Below are 19,600 nucleotides of genomic sequence, written 5' to 3'. Positions count from 1 at the left end.
CAGCGGTACGGCCCGGAGCCCGCTGTCCAGTCCTCCACAGCCGCCCGCCGCCACTGCTTATCCACTTACCGAAACAGGGACCTTACCGGCCGCCGCCCGCGCCGGAAGAGTCATCACCAGCCGGAAGAACCTCCGGCGCTACGGAAGGAAGAAACACATGTCCATGAACCACCACCGCCATACCTTTGCCGGCACCTCCGCGCTGGCCGCCCAGCCCGCTGTTACAGGCCGCAGCGCCGGTGGGCCACAATCCATCGGCCCAGGACGGGACAGCACCTTGCCGGCCAACGTCGTGGAGCTGCGGCCCGGGGCTGCCACGTCCCGCCGCCGGCGTTCCGTCCGGCTGAAGGGGTCGGAAGCCGGAATGGCCACCGCCGAGTACGCCATAGCCACCCTCGCCGCGGTCGGATTCGCGGGCCTGCTGGTGTTCATCCTCCGCAGCGATGAAGTCCGGGGATTCCTGCTGAACCTGATCCGTACGGCCCTGGCGTTGCCGTGACAGCTCCGCCGGCCGTGCCGGGCGCAGCAGCTGCACGGCAGGCCGCTCCGCGCAGGGCGGGTGCTGCAGCTGCCTGCAGGGGTGCGGTCACAGCTGAGTTCGCTGTCACCCTTCCTGTCGTGGTGGCCTTGTTGGCCATGCTGCTGGCAGGAGCAGCCGCCGGTGTCACCCAGCTGCGGATCGAAGAGGGGGCGCGGTCGGGCGCCAGGGCCCTGGCCAGGGGTGAAGACCCTGCCACCGTGGCCCGGACCGTCCGCACCCTCGCGGGTGGATCGGCAGCGGCCACGGTTGCAGCCGAGGGCGAGTGGTTCAACGTCACCGTGACGGACCGCGTGGGAGGGCCGTTGGGGACGTCCATCCCTTGGACCCTCACTGCCCGGGCGTCCACCCGGGCGGAGCGCACGGGCGGTGTGCCCGCAGGGGGCAGCGGCCTCACCGACGGAAAGGGGAACAGATGACAGCGGACCGCCCGGGTCAACGCTGTAGTCAGCAGGCCCGCACGGGTCCCGGCCACCGGGAACGGGGATCTGGCACCGTCCTCGCGGCCGGGCTGGCGTTGGTGGTCCTGATGGCAGCCGTTGTGGTGATGCTGCTGGCCCAGTCAGCGGTGCAGGCCAGCCGTGCAGCGTCAGCCGCGGACCTGGCAGCGCTCGCGGGTGCTGACGCCCTGCGTGGAATCTCGGCAGGCGAGCCCTGCGCCGTGGCCAACGACGTCGCATCCCGGCACTCGGCGCGGATCCTCAGCTGCGTAGAGGGCCCCGGGCAGACCCTGGAAGTCCGGACGGAACTGCAGGAGCGATCGATGCTGGGGGCGGCAACCGGGCGGGCACGTGCCGGGCCGCCGCCCTAGGCTGGCTGTGGCCACGGCGGCGGCCAAGGCCACAGCCACGGTGGCGCCCAGGGCCACGGTCACGGCGGCCAGGAACCTAGGTGAGCCGGGATCCTGTATCCGGCTGTTCAACCGGTGCGGACTCTGTGGCGTCCTTCAACAGGACACCAAGGAGGGTGATGGCGGCTGCCTTGTCCAGCGGGTTGTTCTTGTTGCCGCATTTGGGTGACTGGACGCAGGACGGGCACCCGGACTCGCACTCGCAGGCTTCGATGGCAGCACGGGTGGCTGCCAGCCACACCTTGGCCTTTTCGAAACCGCGTTCCGCAAAGCCGGCGCCGCCGGGGTGCCCGTCGTACACGAAGATGGTGGGTACCCCGGTGTCGGCATGCAGGGCCGTCGAGACGCCGCCGATGTCCCAGCGGTCGCTGGACGCCACCAGCGGCAGCAGGCCTATCGCGGCATGTTCGGCAGCATGCAGGGCACCCGGGAACTGGGCCTCGATGAGGCCTGCGGCGGTGAGGGAACGGTTGTCCACCACGAACCAGACCGCCTTTGTAAACAGGTCCCTTGCGCCGAGTTCGAGTGGTTCCTCGCCCAGGATTTCGTTGGAGATAAGGGCCTTTCGCTGGAAGGAGACAACCTGGGTGGTGACCTTCACGTCACCGAAGTGGACAGTGATGTCGCCCCACTGCATGGTCCGCTGTGTTTCCAGCACCTCGATCTGGGTGACGTCCCGGGCCGTGGTGTAGTAATCGGGGTTGGCGCGGCGGACCACCACGCAGTGGTCCTCCTCATTCAGGTCTTCCACCACGTAGCTGTCGCCCTGATGGATGTACACGGCCCCGTTGTGAGCCTGGTAGTGGGTCTGCGGAGAGTCCATGGTGCCCAGCAGTGAGCCGGTGTCCGCGTCCACGATGCTGACGGGACCGCCGCCGTCGGCCCTCAAGTTGACCATGGCAGCCGCGCTCTGGGGGTGGGTCCAGAACCAGCCGGCCGGGCGCCGGCGCAGGTACCCCTGCGCTACCAGGCGGTCCAGCAAACCCTCTGCGGTGTTGCCGAACAGGCCCAGCTCGCCGGGCCCGAGGGGCAGCTCGGCTGCGGCGGCGCAGAGGTGCGGACCCAGCACATAAGGGTTGGCGGGGTCGAACACCGTAGCTTCCACCGAGACGTCGAAAATAGCTTCGGGGTGGTTCACCAAAAAGGTGTCCAGGGGATCGTCGCTGGCCACGAAGGCCGCGATGGCATCCTGCCCGCCCCGGCCCGCACGCCCGATCTGCTGGAACAGGGACGCCCTGGTGCCCGGCCAGCCCGCCACCAGCACGGCGTCCAGTCCGGATATGTCGATACCCAGTTCCAGCGCTGACGTGCTGGAAACACCCAGCAGCTGGCCTGACCGCAGGGCCTTCTCCACTGCCCGGCGTTCCTCCGGCAGGTAGCCGGAGCGGTAGGCGGCCACCCGCTGCGGCAGGCTGGGGTCCACCTCGTCCAGCAGGCGTTTGGTGATGGTCGAAATTGTTTCGGCGCCGCGCCGCGACTTGATGAACGCGATGGTCCGGACCTGGGCAGAGACCAGGTTGGCCAGCAGGTCCGCGGTCTCGGCCACGGCGGTGCGCCGCTCGTTGGCCCCGTTTTCACCGCGCAGCTCGGTCAGCGCCGGCTCCCAGAACGCCACAGTGGTGGAACCGTGGGGCGAGGCGTCCCGCGAAACGGCCTTCACCGGTGCACCGATCAGCCGGGAGAAGGACGTATCAGGGTCTGACGCCGTGGCGGACGCGGCAATGAACACCGGCTCAGGGAAGGAACTGCCGGCCCCGTAATAAGCGCAGATCCGGCGGAGCCGCCGCATCAGGTTGGCCACATGGGAGCCGAAAACGCCGCGGTAGCTGTGGGCCTCGTCCACGATGACGTACCGGAGGCGGCGGAAGAATCCTGCCCACCACGCATGGTTGGGCAGGATGCCGAAGTGCAGCATGTCGGGGTTGGCCAGGATGAAGTTGGCGTGGTCGCGGATCCAGCGCCGGGACGCAGGGTCCGTGTCACCATCGTAGGTTTCGGCCCGGACGGTGGGCAGCCTGAGCGCACGTATGGCGTTCAGTTGGTCCGCGGCAAGGGCCTTGGTGGGGGAGAGGTACAGGGTGACCGCTCCGTCGTCGTGGATTTTCCCCGGCTCGGCCAGCACCCGCAGCTCGGACCTGTGGATGGCGTCCAGAGCCGGCAGTTGGTAGGCGAGCGACTTACCCGACGCCGTCCCGGTGGCAACCACCACGTGGCCGCCGCCGTGGGCGATCTCTGCCGCCTCCACCTGATGCCGGTACGGCTCCCCGATCCCCAGCGAGCCGTACGCCGCCACCAGGTCCGGATGCACCCACTCGGGCCAGGGCTCATGGATCGCCGCGCGCGCGGGGATGGTCCGGACATGACGCAACTGCTCCGGGTCCGGGCCGCGGCCCAGCAAAGGAAGCAGGGAGTCATGGGGATTCACCCCAACATTGTTTCACTCGGCACGGACACCGCCGGCCGGGTTCGCCATCGGGGTAACGGACCCCCAAGCGGATGGCGGCAGAGTCAGCTCAGGGACAGGTCGGAACCGTCGTGTGACGCCGAGAGCATCAGTACCTGCGAAACGGTGCTCCACCCCAGATGGGAGTACAGCTTCTGGCCGTCAATGGACGCCAGCAGCAGCCCCGTCTGCACATCGTGCTCGAAAGCCTGCGCTGCCAGCGCCCGCATGATGAAGCTGCCCAGGCCGCGTCGCTGGAACGCCGGTTCGGTGATGATTTTGTCGAAGACCGCCGTCTCGCCCGCCACGAAGACCCTGCCGCTGGCGGCAAGCGCCTCACCGGACTTGACCTCGGCATAGTGCACGCCATGGTGGGTGGACGTGGTGAGGGACAGGTCGTCGTCAGCAAGCCAGGGGTCCTCGGCGTCCTGCGTTTCCATGTCAACGATCATCATGGTCTGCGAATCGGAGGTGACATTCAGCCCGTGCCTGGCCGCCAGCGCCGTATACCTGGGAATGTCATTGGTAAGGATAGTCAGGACCCTGGGCGCCGCCTCCGCAGTTCTCGCGGCCAGCTCAGCGAACTCCTGGTCAGTGGGGTCGGCGGCGAAGTATTCCCATTCCCCGCTGGTGTCGGACCGGAGCGCAGCGGGGAAGCGGCCCTCGGTGGATGTCTGGTACCCGCGGCAGCCGGCCCAGCCCGCCACCCACACTTCAAGAAGGCCAGTGATGTCTTCAATCAACGTTTCCGGACTCATGGCATGAAGACTATGCCAGCCCGATCACAAGCAACAGGGTGCGCCCCAGAGCTTATGCAATTCGTGATGGAGCGGACCCGGACACGGTCCGTGGAAAGACGGATACCCTTAAATACGTGGCTTTGAACCGAATCGTCCTTTTTTACGGCTTTACCCCCATCCCGGATCCCGACGCCGTGCGGCTCTGGCAGCGTGCCCTCTGCGAGAAGCTCGGCCTGACCGGCAGGATCATCATCTCCAAGGACGGGATCAACGCCACCGTCGGCGGCGAGATCGGTGCGGTAAAGCAGTACGTCAAAACCACCCGTGAATACAAGGGTTTCCACGGCATCGACGTGAAATGGTCCGACGGCGGCGCGGAGGACTTCCCGCGGCTCAGCGTCAAGGTCCGCGACGAGATCGTCTCCTTCGGCGCACCGGGCGAGCTCACGGTGGACGCCGGCGGCGTGGTGGGCGGCGGAACGCACTTGAAGCCGGAGGAACTGCACGAACTCGTGGAAGCCCGGAAGCAGTCCGGCGATGAAGTGGTCTTCTTTGATGGCCGCAACGCCTTCGAAGCCCAGATCGGCAGGTTCAAGGACGCCGTGGTTCCGGATGTGGCCACCACCCATGACTTCATCAAGGAACTGGATTCCGGCAAGTACGACGCCCTGAAGGACAAGCCGGTAGCCACCTACTGCACCGGTGGAATCCGCTGCGAAGTCCTGTCCAGCCTCATGGTCAACCGCGGCTTCAAGGAGGTTTACCAACTGGACGGCGGGATCGTCCGCTACGGCGAAACCTTCAAGGACCAGGGCCTGTGGGAGGGCTCGCTGTACGTCTTCGACAAACGCATGCACCTCGAATTCAGCGACGAAGCCAAAACCATCGGCGAATGCGTCCGCTGCAAGGCGCCCACCAGCAAGTTCGAAAACTGTTCCAACCCCAGCTGCCGCACCCTCACGCTGTATTGCGCGGACTGCGCCGCCAGCCCGGAAACCCTTCGGTGCCCCGGGGGCTGCGCGGCCTGACCGGCTGCCCCCGTCGCAGCCTGCACTGTCACAACTTACGGAGCCGGAACGCGTAGTTGGCTCCCGTCCTGGCCTCCACTGTGACGGTCAGGGCAGTCGGCGCCGAAAGGTAGATGACGTTCTCGCGGTTGATGCCGCACCGCAGGCCCAAATCCACCAGGGTCAGGGTGTCGCTTCGAACGGTGAAGTTCACGCGGCGCTGGCTCCGGCAGGCCAGGGTCAACGCATAGGTGCCTGTCTCCAGGGCGGGCGAGGCGTCGGACCGCACTTCGCCGGCGGCCAGCACCCCGGCGCCGAGGTGGACGGCGGGCTGCGGGGCCTCGGGCAATGTACGGGCCACCCAACCGTCCAGCTCATCCTGGCCCACGGGGTCGCGCGTCAGCGGGTCCCTGGTGAAGAGGGGGCCCGGGGCGGCGGTTGCCTCGGCCCCCGCCGACGCGGCGTAGCTCCGGCCGTCGTCGTACGTGTATTCGCAGCCGCCCAGCGCCAGGCCCGCCACCAGCACAGCGCCAACGACGGCGCCGGCCGGCTTCCGCGCTGGCGTTTCCCGTGCTGTCGCGGGTGTTCTCCCTTTGGGGGACACCGACAAGGGGCGGGGCACGGAGAGTCTCCGCACACTGGGCATATCCCGACTTTATGCCTGCGGGGGCACGCCTGCCAGAGCAGGAACCACCGTATTAACGTGCTGCCGCCGGAACCAGCTGATAGGCGTAAATGAGCGGCGCGTCAACGCTTGAGGTGCTGATTTCGAGCCGCCCCGCTTCGGGCAAAGCGACCTTGGACGTCTCCTTGCTGCCGTTGCAGGCAGCCCCCGCTTCGGTGATTTCGGCCCCGTTCAGCGATACCGCGAAGAAGGCCTTTCCGCCGCCGTCGCAGGTGGCTGTCAGCGTGTAATTACCCGCGGGGACGTCTGCCGCCTCACGCACGATGCGGTCGCGGTTGAGGATCTTGCCGGCGTCGTCCAGGACGGAGTCCGGGGCTGTGGGGAGCGCCGTGGTGCGCCACTGCGGGACATCGGCGTTTTCCACCGAAACAACTGACGAGCAGCCGGCCAGGGCCAGGGCAGCCAGCGCGGCAGCCGGGGCCGCGACGGCCTTCAGCTTCGGCCTGCCGGCCCTTTCCGGAGGGTGGGCGGCGGACCGCACGCGGGCACGCGCCAGGAAGGGAAGGCTGGAAGGCATGCCTCAACGCTACCTGCTGTCCGGTCCCGGACTAAACTTGTCCGGTGCCTGAAACCCCCTTTGAGTTCACTGCCGGCAACACTCCCGACGCTCCCCGCAGCGACCTGCCCCACCTGCTGCGGGCGCTCGCCGCGGACCTGCGGCGGCTGGACTACACCCTCGACGGCGTCGCGGGCCTCCTGGGTCCATCAGCGTCTGCCGCGCTGAACCGGGACCAGATCATCCCGGCGATGCTGGCCGTGGAACGTGCCGTCCGGGAGGACGTCGACGCGGCGCCCCTGGCCGCCGTCGTAAGCCTCTGGCTCCTGGCCGAACCGCAGGAGAGGGCAACGCTCGACGCCGCCCTGCCGGGCATCCGTGCGGAAGGGCTGGAAGAGCTGGGGCTGCTGGAGCCCGTACCCGGCACCGGCCGCCTGTCCGCGAAGGCGGACCTGCGGCCCTACGGCTGGGATAAAAATGACGACGGCAGCGGCGGTGCCGAACTGTGGGTGGCCAGCGACCTCGCCGCGCACCAGCAGGCCGGCGTCCTGCGGCATGACCACGTCCTGGGCATCGGACAGGCTTCCACCACCCTGGTGCAGACCACCGTTCGCCGCCACACCGAGCGGGCCCTGGACCTGGGAACAGGCTGCGGAATACAGTCCTTCCACCTTCTGCACCACTGCGAGCACGTCACGGCCACCGACATCTCCGAACGTGCCCTTGCCTTTACCCGCTTCAACATCCTCCTCAATGCCGAGGCACTCTCGGTCGACCCCGGCCGGCTGGCTGACCGGGTGAGCCTGCGGCTCGGCTCACTCCTGGAGCCCGTGGCGGGCGAGGAGTTCGGCCTGGTGGTGTCCAACCCGCCGTTCGTCATCACCCCTCGGAGCACCGGCGAGGACGCCGCGGACCAGTTCACCTACCGCGACGGCGGCCTGCCCGGCGACGACATCGTCGCCTCCCTCGTGGCGGACCTGCCCACGGTGCTGGCACCCGGCGGCACGGCCCAGATGCTCGGCAACTGGGAGGTGGCGGCCGGAGCCGAGTGGCACGAAAGGCCGCAGTCATGGGTCCGGCCCGGCACCGACGCCTGGTTCATCCAGCGCGAGCAGGTCAGCCCCGAACAATACGCCGAGACCTGGCTGCAGGACGCCTCCGAGGGCAGGGACCGCGACCACTACCGCGACGCCTACGGTGCCTACCTTGCCGACTTCGCCTCCCGGAACGTCGAAGGCATCGGCTTCGGCATGGTGTGGCTGCGGCGCCCGGCCGCAGAAACTGCCAACGCGCAACCCGTCCTCCGCCGCTTCGAGGAAATCAGCTACCCCATCGAGCAGCCGGTGGGCCCCCATCTGGGCGCCGCCGTCGAACGCAGCGACTGGCTGGCGGCGCATTCGGTGGCGGACACGTACCTGCTGGTGGCCGGCGATGTCACGGAGGAGCGCCACCAGCGGCCCGGCGCCGAGCACCCGGGCGTGATCCTGCTGCGGCAGGGTGCCGGGCTGCGGCGCACCAACCTCCTCAGCACCGAACTGGCCGGGTTCGTGTCAGCGTGCGACGGCGACCTGACCGCCGGCCAGATCGCCGGTGCCCTTGAGGCGCTGCTGGGCAGCGGGGACGACGGTTCCGCGGAGGGCTCCTTCCGCGGCAGGCTGCTGGCCGACGTCGAAAACCTGGTCCGCGACGGCTTCCTCGTGCCGGCCGAAAACTGACCTTCCACCCGCGGTCTCCGCACCCCTCTTGGCACCCCCCGTTTTCCACATGAATGCGCAGGATTGTCCAAAATATGGTGAACTAGGCCAATATGGGCTCATCTGCCCCAGCAACCTTTTTCTGTAGGAGCACCGTGCCAAGCAAGGCCAAAACCGGCAAGAAACTCGTGATCGTGGAGTCTCCGGCCAAGAGCAAGACCATCGCCAAGTACCTCGGCGAGGGCTTCATTGTTGAGGCCTCCATCGGTCACATCCGCGACCTGCCGCAGCCCTCGGAGCTCCCCGCGGAACTGAAGAAAACCTCGGTGGGCAAGTTCGCCGTCGACATCGACCACGACTTCAAGCCCTACTACGTGGTGTCTCCGGACAAGAAGAAAAAGGTGACTGAGCTCAAGGCAGCGCTCAAGGACGCCGACGAACTTTATCTCGCAACCGATGGGGACCGCGAAGGCGAAGCCATCGCGTGGCACCTGCTCGAAGTGCTCAAGCCCAAGGTCCCCGTGTACCGGATGACCTTCGGTGAAATCACCAAGGAAGCCATCCAGCGCGCCATGGGCAACCTGCGCGATGTGGACCAGGACTTGGTGGACGCCCAGGAAACCCGCCGCATCCTGGACCGCCTGTACGGCTACGAAATTTCCCCCGTGCTGTGGCGCAAGGTGGCCCGCGGACTCTCCGCCGGCCGGGTGCAGTCTGTGGTCACCCGCATGGTGGTGGACCGCGAACGTGAACGCATGGCTTTCAAGGCCGCGTCCTATTGGGACCTGACCGGACAGTTCGGTGCGGATTCCGGTTCGTTCAAGGCGAAGCTGGCCTCCGTGGACGGGGCAAAGGTTGCCACCGGCCGGGATTTCAACGACGACGGCGTGCTCACGTCCAAGAACGTGGCGCACCTGAACGAGGAGCTGGCCGGGTCGCTGGCAGCAGGGCTGCAGGACGCCCCGTTCACGGTCCGCTCCGTTGAGACGAAGCCGTACACCCGCCGCCCGGCCGCGCCGTTCACCACCTCTACGCTGCAGCAGGAGGCAGGCCGCAAGCTGCGTTTCTCCTCCAAGAGCACCATGCAGATCGCCCAGCGGCTGTATGAAAACGGCTACATCACCTATATGCGTACCGACTCGTCGGCGCTGAGTGACGAAGCCGTGACGGCCGCCCGCCGCCAGGCCTCCGAGCTGTACGGTCCCGAATACATTCCCGGTTCCCCCCGCGTCTACTCCAACAAGGCAGCCAACGCGCAGGAAGCCCACGAGGCCGTCCGCCCCGCCGGTGACTCCTTCCGGACCCCAGCGCAGGTTGCGTCGCAGCTCCGCGGCGACGAGTTCCGCCTCTACGAGCTGATCTGGAAGCGCACGGTCGCCTCGCAGATGGCGGATGCCAAGGGCTCGACGGCCACCATCCGCCTGGGTGCCGTGGCTGTCAGCGGCGACGCTGCCGGCCGCGATGCCGAGTTCAGCGCCTCCGGCACCGTCATCACTTTCCCCGGCTTCCTGGCCGCCTACGAGGAAGGCAAGGACGAAAGCCGCGGCGACGACGACTCAGACGAAGCCCGCCGCCTGCCCAACGTGGCTAAGGGCGATTCGCTGAAGGCCTCCGACATCGTGGCAGTGGGCCACGAAACCTCGCCGCCACCGCGCTACACCGAAGCGTCCCTGACGGCGGAACTGGAGAAGAAGGGCATCGGCCGCCCCTCCACCTACGCTTCCACAATTTCCACCATCCAGGACCGCGGCTACGTCCGGAAGCAGGGCTCTGCGCTGGTGCCCAGCTGGATCGCGTTCTCGGTGATCCGCCTGCTCGAGCAGCACTTCTCGGATTACGTGGACTACGAGTTCACGGCGGACATGGAAGGCGACCTGGACAAGATCGCCAACGGTCAGGCCGCCGGCACCTCCTGGCTGCGGCACTTCTACTTCGGTGAAGACTCGGACCCCGGCCTGTTGAGCATCGTGAACAACCTCGGTGAGATCGATGCCCGGGAGATCAACTCCATCCCCATCACCGACCAGATCACGCTGCGGGTGGGCAAGTTCGGACCCTACCTGGAAAGCTCTGCGGCCACGGTCGATCCCAAGACCGGCGAGATCGTCGAGTCCCCGCGCGCCAACGTCCCGGAGGACCTTGCCCCGGACGAGCTCACCGCGGCCAAGGCTGTTGAACTGATGGAGACGGCGGCGCCGGAGGAACGCGTCCTGGGCGCTGATCCGCACACCGGGCACACCGTCGTCGCCAAGAACGGCCGCTACGGCGCCTACGTCACCGAGGTCATTCCCGAGATGACCGAGGAACAGATCGCCGCCCAGCCGGTGGAGTACTACAAGAACGGCAAGCCCAAGCCGCCCAAGAAGCCGGTCAAGGCCAAGCCGCGCACCGGTTCACTGTTCAAGTCGATGACGGTGGAGTCCGTCACCCTGGACGAGGCGCTGCAGCTCATGAGCCTGCCCCGCGCGCTGGGGGAGGACTCCGAAGGAAACCTCATTACCGTCCAGAACGGACGGTTCGGCCCGTACCTGAAGAAGGGGACGGACTCCCGCTCCATCGGTACCGAAGAGGAAATCTTCACCATCACCCTCGAGCAGGCGCTGGAGATCTACTCGCAGCCCAAGCAGCGCGGTGCCCGCGCCGCCGTGCCGCCGCTGGCCGAGTTCGGTCCGGACCCGGTGTCGGAAAAGAACATCGTGGTGAAGGAAGGCCGGTTCGGCCCGTACATCACCGACGGCATTACCAACATCACGGTTCCGCGGGCCACCTCGCTGGAGGAGCTCACCCGCGAACAGGCCGTGGAACTGCTGGCCGAGAAGCGGGCCAAGGGACCGGTCAAGCGGACCGCCACCCGCAAGGCACCTGCCAAGAAGAAGGCAACAGCCAAGAAGTAGCAGCGGGGGGGGCCGGCGCGTTTGCGCCGGCCCCTTTATCGTGATCGGCTAGGTGTATGACTGAACAGACTGGAATCGCCGATCCCGCGCCGCTCAACGACCTCGAAGAGAAGCTCGCCACGGGCAATGAGCCCGACGCGAACCCAGTGGACGTCATCCTGTCGTTCCTGAACAGCGAGGTCTACATCATCAGCTCCGACGGCATCGAGGGCGAGGACTCCCAGGTGGAGCCCCTGGTCCTGGCCAACTCCGAGGGCGCCCCCGTCCTGGCCGTCTTCTCACACCCCACCCGCGTGGACCAGCAGTACCTGGAAGCAGCGCCCAACGTCCTGGGAACCCAGGGCGCGGCCATCATTGCCAACATCGGCGAGGAACTGGGCCTGGTGATCAACCCCGGCGCAGCCTACGGATTCGAGATCAACCCGGAAGGCGTGGCAAACATCAAGCGCGACTTCAAGCGCGCTGACGAGCAATAATGTCACCATGCGGCTAGGCGTCCTCGATATCGGGTCCAACACTGTCCACCTCCTGCTGGTGGATGCCCACCCCGGCGCGCGGCCGCTGCCGTTCGCCTCACATAAACGGCCGCTATCCCTGGTGCAGTACCTGGAACCGGACGGCAGCATCAGCGACGAGGGCCAGCACGAGCTCACCGAGTTCGTCCTGGAAGCCTGGGAGTTCGCTGCCCGCCACAAGGCCGAGGACCTCCTGGCCTTTTGTACGTCGGCCATCCGCGAGGCCACCAATGGCCCCGAGGTCCTGGCGCGCGTCAAGCACGAGACCACCGTGACGCTGCAGGAACTGACTGGCAGCGAAGAGGCGTCCATGACGTTCTTTGCCGTCAGGCGCTGGCACGGCTGGGGCGCCGGTCCCATCCTGAACCTGGACATCGGCGGCGGCTCGTTCGAAATGGCTTTCGGCCAGGATGAGCTTCCCGAGGTCGCAACGTCGGTGCCGCTGGGAGCCAGCAGGCTCACACGGGACTGGCTGGCCGAGGACCCGCCCTCGGCCAGGAGCGTCAAGGAACTGCGGCGGTACATCCGGTCGACACTGAAGCCTGCCGTCCGCGAGTTCGACGGCCTGGGCAGGGCCAACCTGGTGGCCGGAACGTCGAAGACTTTCCGCTCACTGGCCCGCATCGCCGGGGCGGCCCCCAGCGCGGCCGGCCCCTACGTCAAACGGGAACTGAACGCCACGGACCTGGGTGTCTGGGCGCAGCGTATATCTGCCATGAAGGCCGAGGACCGGCTGCATCTTCCCGGCGTCTCCGAGGCACGCGCACACCAGCTCCTGGCCGGTGCGCTGGTGGCGGAGGCCGCCCTGGAGCTGTTCAAGTTCAAGAAGCTCCGGATCTGCCCGTGGGCCCTGCGCGAAGGCCTCATCCTGCGCCGGCTGGACCAGCTGGTGTTCGACGGGCCGCTGGAACCCGCGCCGCACATTGCAGCGCCGCCGGCCGTGCAGCCCACGTTCTAAGTGGCCGGTTAGCCCAGCTTCTAAAGCGCCGATTAAAAGCGGAAGCACCGGGGTGGCAACAGGAAAATGGGGGAAAACCTGTTGCCACCGCCGGTGCCCTGGCAGGCATCCCCATGCCTGCCGCATCACTCGCACCCTCAATGAGGTAATAATTACGTTAGGACCCCAAGTTGTGCGCTCCCTGCGCTGAACATGGGAGTTGCCTGTGAATGGGGGCGGCCTGCAATGATGGAGCCATGAGCAACCGAATCGCATTCCTTGGCTGTGGGTCCATGAACGAAGCCATCCTCGGCGGCCTGGTGGAAGCCGGCACCAACCCGGCGGACATCGTGGCGACAGTCCGCCGGGCCGAGCGCGCCGCTGAACTGGCCGAGCGGTATCACGGCATCACCGCGATCGCCGGCGAGGAGGAACCGGACAATAACCGGCAGGCCGCGAAGGGGTCCGCCGTCGTGATCCTTGGCGTCAAGCCGGTGGGCATCGCGGACCTGGCCCGGGAGATCAGCCCCGCGCTCACCCCGGACACGATCGTGGTCAGCGTTGCCGCCGCCGTTTCCATCGCCCAGCTTGAAGCCGCCCTCCCGGCGGGGCAGCCGGTCATCCGGACCATGCCCAACACCCCGGCGAAACTGGGCCGCGGCGTCATCTCCGTCTCGCCCGGCACCAACTGCACACCCGGCCAGCTCCAGCAGGTGAAGGACCTCTTCCAGGGTGCGGGAACCGTCGTCGAAGTGCCCGAGGAGCAGGTGGACGCGCTCTCGGCCATCAGCGGCTCCGGACCCGCCTACGCGTTTTACCTGGCCGAGGCCATGGCCTCGGCGGGGGAGGAACTGGGCCTGGACCGCGAACTTGCCGTGCTGCTGGCCCGGGAGACCGTGGCAGGCGCCGGCTTCATGCTGGCAGAGCCCGGCGCGGATCCGTCGGCACTGCGTAAGTCAGTGACCAGCCCCAACGGCACCACCGAACGCGCCATTGCCACTTTCGATGAGCAGGGCATTCCGTCCATCATCGCCGCCGGCGCGCGGGCAGCAGCGGACCGGGCAGCGGAAATCACCAAGCAGCTCGGCTAAGGGTTTCGACAGGCTCAACCACCGGTGGTTGAGCCTGTCGAAACCTAGGGGCGGGCGGCGAACCGCTCCAGCAGGTCCACGTGGCCTGAGACGATCAGCATGTCGCGGGAGGAAACCTTGGTCTCCGGGCGGGCGTAGGTGAAGTCCTCGCCCGGGGACTTCACCCCGACAATCGTCACGCCGTACTTTGAGCGGACCTTCGACTCGTCCAGCGTGAAGCCCACCGTTTCGCGCGGGGGGTACATCTTGACGATGGCGAAGTCGTCGTCGAATTCAATGAAGTCGAGCATGCGTCCGGACACCAGGTGCGCTGCCCGGACGCCGGCGTCCGCTTCCGGATAGATCACGTGGTTGGCGCCGATCCGGGTCAGGATCTTGCCGTGGGACGGCGTAATGGCCTTCACCCACAGGTGCTCGATGCCAAGGTCCACCAGGTTCACGGTGATCAGCACCGAGGACTCGATGGAGGTGCCCACGCCCACCACTGCCGAGCTGAACTCCTGTGCACCCAGCTGGCGCAGGGCGTCGATGTTGGTGGCGTCCGCTTCCACCACATGGGTCAGCAGCGGGGCCCACTTCTGCACCAGGCTCCGGTCGCGCTCGATGGCCAGGACTTCGCGGCCCTGCTTGACCAGTTGCTCGGCCGTGGACGAGCCGAAGCGGCCCAGTCCGATGACCAGCACCGGCGCGTTGTGGGCGGGGCGCCGGGAAGCTTCTGACGAACTAGCCAATGATGGGCCTCTCTTCGGGGTAGTGGTACAGCTGGCTGCGCTGGCGCAGGGCCAGGGCAGCGGCAAGGGTCACGGTGCCTACGCGGCCGGCGAACATGAGCGCGGTGAGGACGTAGACACCCTCGGGTGCCACTTCGGCGCTGAGCCCGGTGCTCAGGCCAACGGTGGCGAAGGCCGAAATCGTCTCAAACAGTACCCGGTCCAGGGACGCGCCGCTGATCTGCAGGAGCAGGAAAGCGGAGACGGAAACCAGTGTGGCGCCCGCAACGATCACGGAGATGGCCACCCGCATGGTGCCCTGCGGAATGGTCCGGCCGTACACCTTCACGTCAGCGTCACCGCGCGCCTCGGCAATGATGGCCAGGAACATGACGGCGATGGTGGTCACCTTGATGCCGCCCGCCGTCGATGCCGAGCCGCCGCCGGCGAACATCAGCGCGTCCGTGAGCAGCTTGGTGGTGGATTCCATGTGGTTCTGGTCCACAAGGTTGAATCCGCCCGATCGGGTCATGACGGAGGCGAAAAGGGAATGGGTGATTTTGTCACCGAAGCCCATGGGCCCGATGGTGCGGGCGTTGTCCCACTCCATCAGCGCCCAGAGGAACGCCCCGGCGGCCAGGAGGATGAAGGAGACCTGGATGGTGAGCTTGGTGTGCAGGTTCCATTTCTTCCAGTTCAGCCCGTTCTGCTGCAGGACCATCACCACCGGGAAGCCGAGGCTGCCCAGGAAGACGCCCACCATGAGTGGAATCAGGATCCACAAGTCCGTCTCGTAGGGCACGATGCCGTCCGAGTGCGGGGTGAAGCCGGCGTTGTTGAACGCTGAAATGGAATAGAAGATGCCGTGCCAGACGGACTGCCAGAAGGGCTCGCCGAGGGTGAGGAAACGGGGGATCAGGGTCAGGGCCAGGATGCCTTCGATGACCACCGACGTGGTGATGACGATGCGGAGCAGCGTTCCCACCTCGCCCAGGCGCCCGGCGTTGTTCATGGACTCCGCGGCGATGATCTTGCCGCGCACGCCTAGCCGCTTGCTGACCATGAGCGCCAGGAGCGAGGCCAGGGTGAGGGTGCCCAGGCCGCCGATGAAGATGCCCACCAGGATGACCAGCTGTCCGAAGAAGGACCAGTGGACAGCGGTGGACACCACGGTCAGCCCGGTGACACAGACCGCCGAGACCGCGGTGAACAGGGCCTGGTGTATGGGCGTGGCCGTGCCGGAGGCAGAAGACACCGGAAGGGACAGCAGGAAAGTGAACACCAGGCACACCCCGGCGAATGCGCTGAGCGCGAGCCGGGCGGGGGAGGTGTTGGCGATGTCGTCGATGAAGTCGCGCAACCGGGTAAAGATCCAGAGGCCCTCCCGCTCCTGCGCTGGGGGGTGCCAGCTGGCCGGGGTCCGGGGCCTCGACTGGCTTTGCGTCATGTGTGGCTTTTCCTCGGTCGAATCTGCTTCCCCCAGTAGTAAACCACTAAAGGCCGCGTCATGGCCGGGCCGGCAGGGTGCTGTGCTCAGGTAGCCTGTGATTGATGACATACCTGCCCGGCCTCCGCCAGCCCGCGCCGCCAACGATGGTGGCCTGGGGCGCTGACATGACGGCGTACAACTTTGGCCACGGGCACCCCATGTCACCGGCGCGGATGGAGCTCACCGCCCGCCTGGCGGAAAGCCTGGGGCTGTTCGGCCTCGACCATGTGGCAGTGGAAGCGCCGGGCGTGGCAACGGACAGCGAACTCGAAGCAGTCCACTCGGCAGACTTCGTGGCAGCGGTGCGGAAGGTCAGCGCCGATCCTTCCACCCCTGATGAATCGAGGGGCTTGGGCACGGAGGACGACCCCGCGTTCGCCGGCATGCATGAGGCCGCAGCCCGCCTGGCCGGAGGTTCGCTGCTTGCCGCTTCCCGGATCCTGGATGGCTCGGCCGTGCACGCCGTCAATTTCGGTGGCGGCATGCACCATGCCGCCCGGGAGAGGGCCAGCGGCTTCTGCATCTACAACGATGCCGCGCTTGCCGTGCAGAAGCTTCTCGACGGCGGCGTCCGCAAGGTGGCGTACATCGACGTGGATGCCCATCACGGCGATGGAACGGAAAGCATCTTCTGGAACGATCCCCGGGTGCTGACTCTCTCGCTGCACGAGTCCGGCATGACCCTTTTTCCCGGTACTGGCTTCGCCAACGAAATCGGCGGCCCGGACGCCGAGGGGACTGCAGTAAACGTGGCCCTGCCCTCGGGAACGGGGGACGCGGGCTGGCTCCGGGCGTTTTATGCTGTGGTTCCCCAGGTGGTGGCCGCGTTTGAACCGGAGGTGATCGTGAGCCAGCACGGCTGCGATTCACACCGTACGGATCCGCTGACCCACCTCAATCTCAGCGTGGACGGGCAGCGTGAGGCCGCGTCCGCCGTCGGGAACCTTGCTGCGCAGTTCTGCGGCGGACGGTGGATCGCCACCGGCGGAGGCGGATACAACGTGGTGGACGTAGTGCCCCGCGCCTGGAGCCACCTGGTGGCCATCGCGGCGGGCCGGCCTGTGCCCCTCCGCACCCCGGTGCCGCAGGAGTGGCGCGACTACGTCGAAGCCAAATACGGTGCCACCGCGCCGGAGCTGATGGGCGACGATGTTGAGCTGTGGTGGCGTTCCTGGGAGGTGGGGTTCGACCCGAACGATGCCGTGGACCGCACCGTGATGGCCACCCGCAAGGCCGTTTTTCCGCTCCATGGGCTGGACCCCTGGTTCGACTGACGTGGCCTCCGTCCCATTACCTCCGTACCCCGAAATAGTTGATGCCTTTCGGCGTATATGTCGTTAGGGTGGGAGGCATGGTGACAGACGACGTATTTGCCGTCATTGCGGAATCGACCCGGCGGGACATCCTGGTTTCGCTGTGCAGCGGGGACAAAGCCGTGGGTGAACTGGTGGAGGAGCTGGCAGCAAGCCAGCCCACCATTTCCAAGCACCTGAAAGTCCTCCGCGAAGCGCAGCTGGTGAGCATGCGCGCGCAGGGCCAAAAGCGCTATTACGCGCTGAACCGGAAGCCCCTTGAGGGCGTGGCCAGTTGGCTTGGAATGTTCGACGTCGGCGCCCTCGCCACGGTGCCTGGAGGCGCCACCGCCACCGAAGCCGGTACCAAGCCGGCCGCCCCGGCCGCGGACAAGCCGGCCGCAACCACTGCTGCCCCGGAACCCGCCGCCGCTGAATCTGCTGCGGCCGAATCAGCCGCCGAACCTGCCAGCGCAGAACCTGCTGCCCAGGAACCCGCCGCCGCTGGACCAGCCAGTGTCGGCGAGCAGGCGCCTGAAGCAGTCCCGGCCGGCTCCGTGTCCGCTGACGTCCTGGTGCGCGACGGCGCCGAACTGAGTCCCGCCGTCGTCATCCCGGGCGGCACCTCGGCGCCGCTCAGCGACGACAGCGTTCCGCAGCAGATCGGCAGGTCAGTGGGGCGTGCGGCCACCCGGGCCGCCGACCTCCTGGCCAACCTCCCCAACCTGCCGAAGTTCGGGCGCAAGAAGTAGGGAAGGCTCCGGCCCGGACGCTACTTCGCCAGCAGCCGGACGTGCTCCGGCGTCAGGTCGGCGATCCTGCTGACGCCAAGCAGCGCCATGGTGCGGGCCATGTCCTTTTCCAGGATCTGGAGGGTCCGGTCCACGCCCGCCCGGCCGCCGGCCATCAGGCCGTAAAGGTAGGCGCGGCCGATCAGCGTGAAGTCGGCGCCAAGGGCCAGCGCCGCCACGATGTCCGCGCCGCTCATGATTCCTGTGTCCAGCATGATGGCCGCGTCCCTGTTGTCCGCGGTGAAGGCCTGCCGGACGTCGGGCAGCAGGTGGAAGGGGATGGGTGCCCGGTCAAGTTGCCGGCCGCCGTGGTTGGAAAGGACCACGCCGTCGGCGCCGTGGTCCACCACGCGCCGGGCGTCCTCCACGGTCTGGATGCCCTTGACCACCAGCTTGCCCTTCCAGGTTTCCCTGAGCCAGTCCAGGTCCTCGAACGTCAGGGTGGGATCAAACATGGAGTTGATGAGGTCTGCCACGGTGCCGGTGTAGCGGGAGAGCGAGGCGAAGGTCAGCGGCTCATGCGTGAGGAAGTTGAACCACCAGGCCGGCCGGTAGGACGCATCAAGGACGGTCGTCAGCGTCAGCGCCGGCGGGATGGTCATGCCGTTGCGGACGTCCCGCAGGCGGGCGCCGGCCACGGCGGTGTCCACGGTGACCATGAGGGTGTCGTTGCCTGCCTTGGCAGCGCGCTCGATCAGTTCCAGCGAACGGTCCCGGTCCGTCCACAGGTACAGCTGGAACCAGTTGCGGCCGTTCGGCGCTGCGGCGGCCACGTCCTCGATGGACGCCGTGCCCATGGTGGAAAGCGTGTAAGGGATGCCGGCGGCCTCGGCCGCCTGGGAGCCGGCGTACTCGCCCTCGGACTGCATCATCCGCGTGAAGCCGGTGGGAGCGATGCCGACGGGGAGCCGGGAAGGCTTGCCCAGGATGTCGGTGCTGAGGTCGATGCTGGAGACGTTCCGCAGGATGCCCGGCCGGAACTCGATGTTCAGGAAGGCCTGGCGGGCCCGGCGCAGGGTGATTTCCCCTTCCGCGGCGCCGTCCGTGTAGTCGAACGGCGCCTGCGGCGTGCGGCGCTTGGCGATGTCGCGGAGTTCCCAGACGGTGCTGGCCCGCTTCAGCCGCGCCTCCTTGCTGAACTCGGGTTTCTTGAACTGCATCAGGGGCGCCAGGTCCGAGTACTTGGGAATGCGGCGCTTGAGCGCAGCAGGCAACGCCGTAGGCAGGGCAGCGGCGGCGGAACCGGCAGGGGCGGACGACGCCGGAGCCCCGGCAGGTGCCTTGGCTGCGGGAATGTCCGTGGCATCCGGCGCGGGGGTGGCTTCCGGGTTGTTGGGCTGGATGGTGTGGGTCATGTCGTCCTCCTGTGGTCTACCCACACTCTAAACGGCGGCCCGTGGGCGGCAGGCTGTTGCCGGGCCGCTGATC

General features: G+C 67.2%; 18 protein-coding genes. 11 read left to right on the top strand and 7 right to left on the bottom strand.

Annotation, left to right across the window (positions count from 1 at the left end; genetic code table 11):
* Positions 1–157 precede the first annotated feature (157 nt).
* Genes ACHL_RS15860 through ACHL_RS15850 form a run of 3 tightly spaced genes read left to right on the top strand, consistent with a single transcriptional unit; the run spans position 158 to position 1,349 of the window.
* Positions 158–499 carry a DUF4244 domain-containing protein gene (locus tag ACHL_RS15860; protein ID WP_015938315.1) on the top strand — a complete coding sequence of 114 codons (342 nt, stop codon included), beginning with the start codon at positions 158–160 and terminating at the stop codon, positions 497–499.
* Entirely contained in the window at positions 496–957 is a 462-nt protein-coding gene (locus ACHL_RS15855; protein ID WP_279625921.1) for a TadE family type IV pilus minor pilin, read from the top strand. Before ACHL_RS15860 ends, ACHL_RS15855 begins: the two co-directional genes overlap by 4 nt.
* Positions 954–1,349 carry an Rv3654c family TadE-like protein gene (locus tag ACHL_RS15850; protein ID WP_015938313.1) on the top strand — a complete coding sequence of 132 codons (396 nt, stop codon included), beginning with the start codon at positions 954–956 and terminating at the stop codon, positions 1,347–1,349. The genes ACHL_RS15855 and ACHL_RS15850 overlap by 4 nt, the downstream gene beginning before the upstream one ends.
* A 76-nt stretch (positions 1,350–1,425) precedes the next feature.
* On the opposite strand, the gene ACHL_RS15845 is transcribed toward ACHL_RS15850, so the two are convergent.
* Positions 1,426–3,813 carry a DEAD/DEAH box helicase gene (locus ACHL_RS15845; protein ID WP_015938312.1) on the bottom strand — a complete coding sequence of 796 codons (2,388 nt, stop codon included), beginning with the start codon at positions 3,811–3,813 and terminating at the stop codon, positions 1,426–1,428.
* Between the two features lie 83 nt (positions 3,814–3,896).
* Entirely contained in the window at positions 3,897–4,589 is a 693-nt protein-coding gene (locus ACHL_RS15840) for a GNAT family N-acetyltransferase (protein ID WP_015938311.1), read from the bottom strand.
* Positions 4,590–4,705: 116 nt separating this feature from the next.
* On the opposite strand from ACHL_RS15840, the gene trhO reads away from it, so the two are divergent.
* Positions 4,706–5,599 (top strand): oxygen-dependent tRNA uridine(34) hydroxylase TrhO, encoded by an 894-nt coding sequence (trhO, locus tag ACHL_RS15835; protein ID WP_015938310.1) that lies wholly within the window; start codon positions 4,706–4,708, stop codon positions 5,597–5,599.
* 28 nt (positions 5,600–5,627) lie between these two features.
* Here trhO and ACHL_RS15830 read toward each other — a convergent pair whose 3' ends face one another.
* Positions 5,628–6,200 carry a hypothetical protein gene (locus ACHL_RS15830; protein WP_015938309.1) on the bottom strand — a complete coding sequence of 191 codons (573 nt, stop codon included), beginning with the start codon at positions 6,198–6,200 and terminating at the stop codon, positions 5,628–5,630.
* A gap of 76 nt (positions 6,201–6,276) precedes the next feature.
* Positions 6,277–6,780, bottom strand: a complete 504-nt coding sequence (locus ACHL_RS15825; RefSeq protein WP_015938308.1) for a hypothetical protein — start codon at positions 6,778–6,780, stop codon at positions 6,277–6,279.
* A gap of 44 nt (positions 6,781–6,824) precedes the next feature.
* Here ACHL_RS15825 and ACHL_RS15820 point away from each other — a divergent pair, with 44 nt between their 5' ends.
* The 5 genes from ACHL_RS15820 (at position 6,825) to proC (ending at position 13,890) form a co-directional block, all read left to right on the top strand.
* Positions 6,825–8,474 (top strand): DUF7059 domain-containing protein, encoded by a 1,650-nt coding sequence (locus ACHL_RS15820; protein ID WP_015938307.1) that lies wholly within the window; start codon positions 6,825–6,827, stop codon positions 8,472–8,474.
* A 134-nt stretch (positions 8,475–8,608) separates the two neighbouring features.
* Positions 8,609–11,347: a type I DNA topoisomerase gene (topA, locus tag ACHL_RS15815; RefSeq protein WP_015938306.1), complete on the top strand. Its 2,739-nt coding sequence runs from the start codon at positions 8,609–8,611 to the stop codon at positions 11,345–11,347.
* Positions 11,348–11,403: 56 nt separating this feature from the next.
* The gene (locus ACHL_RS15810) at positions 11,404–11,823 is read left to right on the top strand and encodes an SseB family protein (RefSeq protein WP_015938305.1); all 420 of its coding nucleotides are present in this window, start codon (positions 11,404–11,406) and stop codon (positions 11,821–11,823) included.
* Between the two features lie 7 nt (positions 11,824–11,830).
* Complete coding sequence (locus ACHL_RS15805; protein ID WP_015938304.1) at positions 11,831–12,820, top strand: Ppx/GppA phosphatase family protein; 990 nt, start codon at positions 11,831–11,833, stop codon at positions 12,818–12,820.
* A 236-nt stretch (positions 12,821–13,056) separates the two neighbouring features.
* Complete coding sequence (proC, locus tag ACHL_RS15800; protein ID WP_015938303.1) at positions 13,057–13,890, top strand: pyrroline-5-carboxylate reductase; 834 nt, start codon at positions 13,057–13,059, stop codon at positions 13,888–13,890.
* Between the two features lie 44 nt (positions 13,891–13,934).
* Here the strand turns inward: proC and ACHL_RS15795 are convergent, their stop codons facing one another.
* Together ACHL_RS15795 and ACHL_RS15790 are read right to left on the bottom strand one after the other, a co-directional pair.
* Positions 13,935–14,573: a potassium channel family protein gene (locus ACHL_RS15795; protein ID WP_171059109.1), complete on the bottom strand. Its 639-nt coding sequence runs from the start codon at positions 14,571–14,573 to the stop codon at positions 13,935–13,937.
* 40 nt (positions 14,574–14,613) lie between these two features.
* Positions 14,614–16,047, bottom strand: a complete 1,434-nt coding sequence (locus ACHL_RS15790; RefSeq protein ID WP_015938301.1) for a TrkH family potassium uptake protein — start codon at positions 16,045–16,047, stop codon at positions 14,614–14,616.
* Positions 16,048–16,151: 104 nt separating this feature from the next.
* On the opposite strand from ACHL_RS15790, the gene ACHL_RS15785 reads away from it, so the two are divergent.
* Positions 16,152–17,363, top strand: a complete 1,212-nt coding sequence (locus ACHL_RS15785; RefSeq protein ID WP_015938300.1) for an acetoin utilization protein AcuC — start codon at positions 16,152–16,154, stop codon at positions 17,361–17,363.
* 77 nt (positions 17,364–17,440) lie between these two features.
* The gene (locus tag ACHL_RS15780; protein WP_015938299.1) at positions 17,441–18,133 is read left to right on the top strand and encodes an ArsR/SmtB family transcription factor; all 693 of its coding nucleotides are present in this window, start codon (positions 17,441–17,443) and stop codon (positions 18,131–18,133) included.
* 20 nt (positions 18,134–18,153) lie between these two features.
* Here ACHL_RS15780 and ACHL_RS15775 read toward each other — a convergent pair whose 3' ends face one another.
* Positions 18,154–19,527 carry an alpha-hydroxy acid oxidase gene (locus ACHL_RS15775; protein ID WP_043794142.1) on the bottom strand — a complete coding sequence of 458 codons (1,374 nt, stop codon included), beginning with the start codon at positions 19,525–19,527 and terminating at the stop codon, positions 18,154–18,156.
* Positions 19,528–19,600: the final 73 nt, after the last annotated feature.

Origin of the sequence: Pseudarthrobacter chlorophenolicus A6 (assembly GCF_000022025.1) — a bacterium.
Taxonomy (GTDB): domain Bacteria; phylum Actinomycetota; class Actinomycetes; order Actinomycetales; family Micrococcaceae; genus Arthrobacter; species Arthrobacter chlorophenolicus.
This window is presented reverse-complemented; position numbering and strand designations above follow the sequence as displayed.